The sequence below is a fragment of the Protofrankia sp. CiP1_Cm_nod1 genome (assembly GCF_920888515.1).
In the GTDB taxonomy this organism is placed as follows: domain Bacteria; phylum Actinomycetota; class Actinomycetes; order Frankiales; family Frankiaceae; genus Protofrankia.
In genome coordinates this window covers 14,946-19,138 of sequence record NZ_CAKKTM010000210.1, presented here as the reverse complement: position 1 = coordinate 19,138, position 4,193 = coordinate 14,946, and the positions used below count along the sequence as shown (strand labels likewise).

Here is a 4,193-nt window from a genome sequence, read left to right as displayed (position 1 = left end):
GGGGCGCCCACGGCATCGCTGACGCCCACGGCGCGGCCGGCCACCGGGGAGCCGGGTGGCTCGTGGCCGCCGACGTGGCGATCGCCGTGGCCCGGCCCGTTCCCCGTCTCCCCTGTACCGGACCTGTCCCGGCTTTCGTGTTCTAGGCGAGCCCGAGCTGGCGGGCCAGCGTCGTGACGTCCCAGTAGGCGTGGATGGCGGCCGCGCGGCCTTCGGGGCCGACGGTGAAGACATCGGCGCCCGCCAGGTCGAACGCCCGCCCGGTGGCCGGCACCCCGGGCGGGAAGCCCTCACCGGTGTGGGTTCCGGTCATGCGCCACTCCTGCGCGACACGACCGGTGATCTCGTCGACGAGGGGGTCGCCCACCGGCTCGAGACGCAGGTCGGGAAAGCCCTGCCAGGCCGCCTGGAAGAACCCGCGCGCACCCTCGAGATCGGTGATGTCGGCCGGCAGCGACGGGTCGGCCCACCGGAAACGGCTTGCCAGCAGGCCCGCGACGACGTCCAGGTCCCGCCCGTTCCAGGCGGCGAAGTAACGCTCCGGATATGTGCTCAGGGACTCGCGTATCGAAACTCCCATGATCTCTCCTCGTTGATGGTCATGGCATCACCGCCGTCCACCCGTACCAGCGGTACTCCCGTCGCGCGGGCCGGCGGTGACCGGCCCGCGCGACGGGGAACCTGCGCGCCGTGGCTGCCGGACGGGCCCGGTGGGCGGCCGGTGCCCCGGCCGGCCGGGACGCCCGTCCGCGCGTACCCGTCACATGGCGCTCGGGATCAGCCGCTGGACGCGTCGAGATAGATCGTCTTGAGGACCTGGAAGGCGTGCAGCCCCTCCGGGCCGAGTTCGCGGCCGATCCCGCTCGCCTTGATCCCGCCGAACGGCGCGGTGGGGTCGTTGACGTAGGCGTTGATCCCGATCGTGCCGCTCTGGACCTTCCGGGCGAGCGCCGTGCCGCGCTCCGGGTCGGCCGTCCACACGGATCCGCCGAGGCCGTAGTCGCTGTCGTTCGCGATGGCGACGGCCTCCTCCTCGGTGGAGTACGGGATCACCGCCAGCACCGGCCCGAAGATCTCCTCCTGGGCGATGGTCTGCTTGTTGTCCACGTCCGCGAAGACCGTGGGCTCGACATACCATCCCTTGTCGAGGTCCTTGGGCCGCCTGCCGCCTGTGGTCAGCCGGGCCCCTTCGCTCTCGCCCTTGGCGATGTAGGACTCCACCCGCTCCCGCTGCCGGGACGACACCAGCGGGCCCAGCTGGGTCGCCGGGTCGAGCGGGTCCCCCACCGCCAGCGAGCTGACGAGCCCGGTGATGGTGTCGACCACCTCCTGGTACCGGCGCCGGGGGGCGAGGACGCGCGTGCCGAGCCAGCAGATCTGGCCGTTGTTGAGCAGGGTCGAGGCGAAGAAACTCTGGATGTTGGCCGCCAGGTCGGCGTCGTCGAGCACGATCGCGGCCGACTTGCCGCCCAGCTCAAGGGTCACCGGCCGCAGCAGCCGGCCGCAGGTCTCGGCGATCGCGCGCCCGGCGGCGGTGGACCCGGTGAAGGAGACCTTGTCGACCCCGGGGTGGGAGACGAGGTGGGCGCCGACCTCGCGGCCACCGGGGACGATGTTGAGCACGCCGGCGGGCAGCCCGGCCTCCAGCGCGGCCTCACCCACGAGGAAGGCGTCCAGCACGGTCTCCGGCGCGGGCTTGATCACAACGGTGGAGCCGCTGGCCAGCGCTGGCGCGATCTTCAGGAAGGAGATCGCCTGCGGCACGTTCCACGGGACCACGGCGCCGACCACGCCGACGGGCTCGCGGATGACCAGGGAGCGGCCGCCCAGCATGCCGGGGCGTATCTCCTCCAGCCCGGTCTGCGCGACCAGGCCGCTGTAGTAGCGCAGCAGCAACGGCGGGAAGCCCGCCTCGAACTGGTTGGCTAACCAGATCGGCATCCCGTTCTGGACGCTGACCCGGCGCGCGGTCTCCGCGCCGCGTGCCTCCAGCGCGGCCGCGAACCGCTCCAGCACCTCCGCGCGGCGCGCCGGCGACCACCGGGACCACCCGTCCGGGTCGTCGAAGGCGCGGCGCGCCGCCGCCACCGCCAGGTCGATGTCGCGTTCGGTCCCCTCCGGGACGCTGCCCACCCGCTCCTCGGTGCTGGCCGAGTGCACGGGGATGCTGCCGTTCGCGGCCGGCGCCTGCCAGGCGCCGTCGATGTAGAACTGGTCGTAGTCGATCGTCGTCGTCATTGGCATTCTCCTTACGAGGACGGAATCCTGCGCGGGCCGCCACGCTCACTCGTGGACAAGAACAATCTTCACCGCCTCGCCACGGTGCCGCGGTGCCGCGGCTTCGTTGATCTGCGTGGACGGCACCGTGGTGATCAGTTTGCCGGCGGGGAGCTTCCCGGCCCGGTGCGGCGCGAGCGGCTCGGGGCTGAAGCTGTCCGGTCCGCTGCCGCCCGCCACGACCGCGGTGATGGCCAGCCCGGCACCTGGGCATGCCGGCCGGAGCGTGCCCGGAGGCATCCGGATCAGCCGTTGTCGGCCGACACCGTCACCCGGACGCCCTTGCATTCGCTGGTGATGACGAGCTGGCAGGACAGCCGGGAGTCCTCCCGCGTGCCGTCGGCGAACTCCAGCAGCTCGCGCTCCTCGTCGGTCATCTCGTCGAAGAACGCCTGCGACTCCGGGCCGACGTAGACGTGGCACGTCGCGCACGAGCAGCTACCGCCGCACTCGGCGACGATCCCCGGCAGGTTGTTGCGAACCGAACCATCCATCACGGTCTGCCCAGGCGGGACGTCGACCGCGTGTTCGGTGCCGTCGGGCAGAACGTAGGTGATTATGGGCATCGCGCGCTCCGTGCTCATCCGGTTGTTTCATATGGCTTGATGACGACCTGACATAACAACAGCTTTGTTTTTCATACGGTGACGGTTCATACGGTGACGGTTCATGTGATCACGGCGCCGCGGAGTGGTACGGCGGGGTCGGCCAGCCGTACCGGGTCGACCCGCTCACCGCCGGCGATGAGCTTCTTGCCGGCCATGAAGTCGCCCGGCGAGTTCGCGGACTCCACCGCCGTGATCCTGCCGTCCGTGTGGTGGAACAGGGCGAAGCGCCCCGATGCCGGGTCACCGCGCAGGACGGTACCGGGCGGCGCGGAGACGATCCCGGCTATCTTGAGCTTCAGGTCGAACTGGTCGGACCAGAACCAGGGCACCTCCGGGTGGACGGGCTGCGCGCCGACGATCGCGGCCGTGGCCTGCTTGGCCTGCTCCACCGCGCTGGGGATGCTCTCCAGCCGCTGCAGCCCGTCGACGCCCGGCAGCGGCCGGCGGGTGACGTCCCCGATCGCGAAGATCGCCGGATCGCTGGTGCGCGCCTGGCCGTCGACCAGGATCCCCTGCTCGCAGGCCAGGCCGGCCGCCACTGCGAGCTCGTCGCGCGGGACCGCGCCGATGCCCACGAGGGCGATGTCGCAGGCTATCCGCGTCCCGTCGCCGAGAAGCACGCCCTGGACCCGGCCGTCCTCGCCGGACAGGCCGACGACCTGCGCCCCGGTGAGGATCGTGGTGTCGCGCTCCCGATGGTACGCCGCCAGGATCTCCGACAGCCGGCTGCTCGCCACCCGCGCGAGCACCCGCTCCTCGCGTTCGATGACCGTCACCTCGACGCCGCCCGCCCGCGCCACCGCCGCGACCTCCAGGCCGACGTACCCACCACCGATGATCGCGATCGGGCCGCCGCTGATGACGGCCTTGCGCAGGACACGGGCGTCGGCGAGGGTGCGCAGGGTGAGAACACCGGCGAGATCGGCCCCGGGCGCCGGCAGCCGCCGGGGCTCGGCCCCGGTGGCGAGGACGAGCACGTCGTAGTCGATGGTCTGCGCGCCGCTCGTGTACACGCGGCGCGCCACGGGGTCGACCGACTCGACCGACTCGCCCAGCCGGACGGAGATGTCCTGCTCCGGGTAGAACTCCGGCGGGCGCAGCCAGTGCTCGAGATCGCCGTCGATGAACTTCTTGGACAGGGGCGGACGGTGGTACGGCAGGTCCGTCTCCTGGCCGAACAGCACGATCTCACCGGTGAAGCCGGCCTGCCGCAGCAGCCCTACCAGCGTGCCGCCCGCATGACCTCCCCCGACGACCACCACCCGGCGGCTGTCGGGGGAAACCCGCCGCTGGGTCACCGCAGCTCCA

At 71.8% G+C, this 4,193-nt stretch carries 5 protein-coding genes; all 5 read right to left on the bottom strand.

Going from position 1 to position 4,193, the window contains the following annotated elements:
* Positions 1–142: 142 nt before the first annotated feature.
* A complete protein-coding gene (locus NBX02_RS09685; RefSeq protein ID WP_250280825.1) occupies positions 143–580 on the bottom strand; it encodes a nuclear transport factor 2 family protein in 438 nt (145 codons plus the stop codon).
* A gap of 197 nt (positions 581–777) precedes the next feature.
* Positions 778–2,238 (bottom strand): aldehyde dehydrogenase, encoded by a 1,461-nt coding sequence (locus NBX02_RS09680; RefSeq protein ID WP_250280826.1) that lies wholly within the window; start codon positions 2,236–2,238, stop codon positions 778–780.
* A 45-nt stretch (positions 2,239–2,283) separates the two neighbouring features.
* Positions 2,284–2,517 carry a hypothetical protein gene (locus NBX02_RS09675; protein WP_250280827.1) on the bottom strand — a complete coding sequence of 78 codons (234 nt, stop codon included), beginning with the start codon at positions 2,515–2,517 and terminating at the stop codon, positions 2,284–2,286.
* Positions 2,518–2,522: 5 nt separating this feature from the next.
* A complete protein-coding gene (locus NBX02_RS09670; RefSeq protein ID WP_250291012.1) occupies positions 2,523–2,843 on the bottom strand; it encodes a 2Fe-2S iron-sulfur cluster-binding protein in 321 nt (106 codons plus the stop codon).
* A gap of 101 nt (positions 2,844–2,944) precedes the next feature.
* Positions 2,945–4,144: an NAD(P)/FAD-dependent oxidoreductase gene (locus tag NBX02_RS09665; RefSeq protein WP_445548345.1), complete on the bottom strand. Its 1,200-nt coding sequence runs from the start codon at positions 4,142–4,144 to the stop codon at positions 2,945–2,947.
* Positions 4,145–4,193: the final 49 nt, after the last annotated feature.

Bases quoted from the DNA above. Each gene is read 5' to 3' on its own strand.
- NBX02_RS09675 (WP_250280827.1), bottom strand. From the start codon at position 2,517: ATGCCTCCGGGCACGCTCCGGCCGGCATGCCCAGGTGCCGGGCTGGCC.
- NBX02_RS09680 (WP_250280826.1), bottom strand. From the start codon at position 2,238: ATGACGACGACGATCGACTACGACCAGTTCTACATCGACGGCGCCTGG.
- NBX02_RS09670 (WP_250291012.1), bottom strand. From the start codon at position 2,843: ATGCCCATAATCACCTACGTTCTGCCCGACGGCACCGAACACGCGGTC.
- NBX02_RS09685 (WP_250280825.1), bottom strand. From the start codon at position 580: ATGGGAGTTTCGATACGCGAGTCCCTGAGCACATATCCGGAGCGTTAC.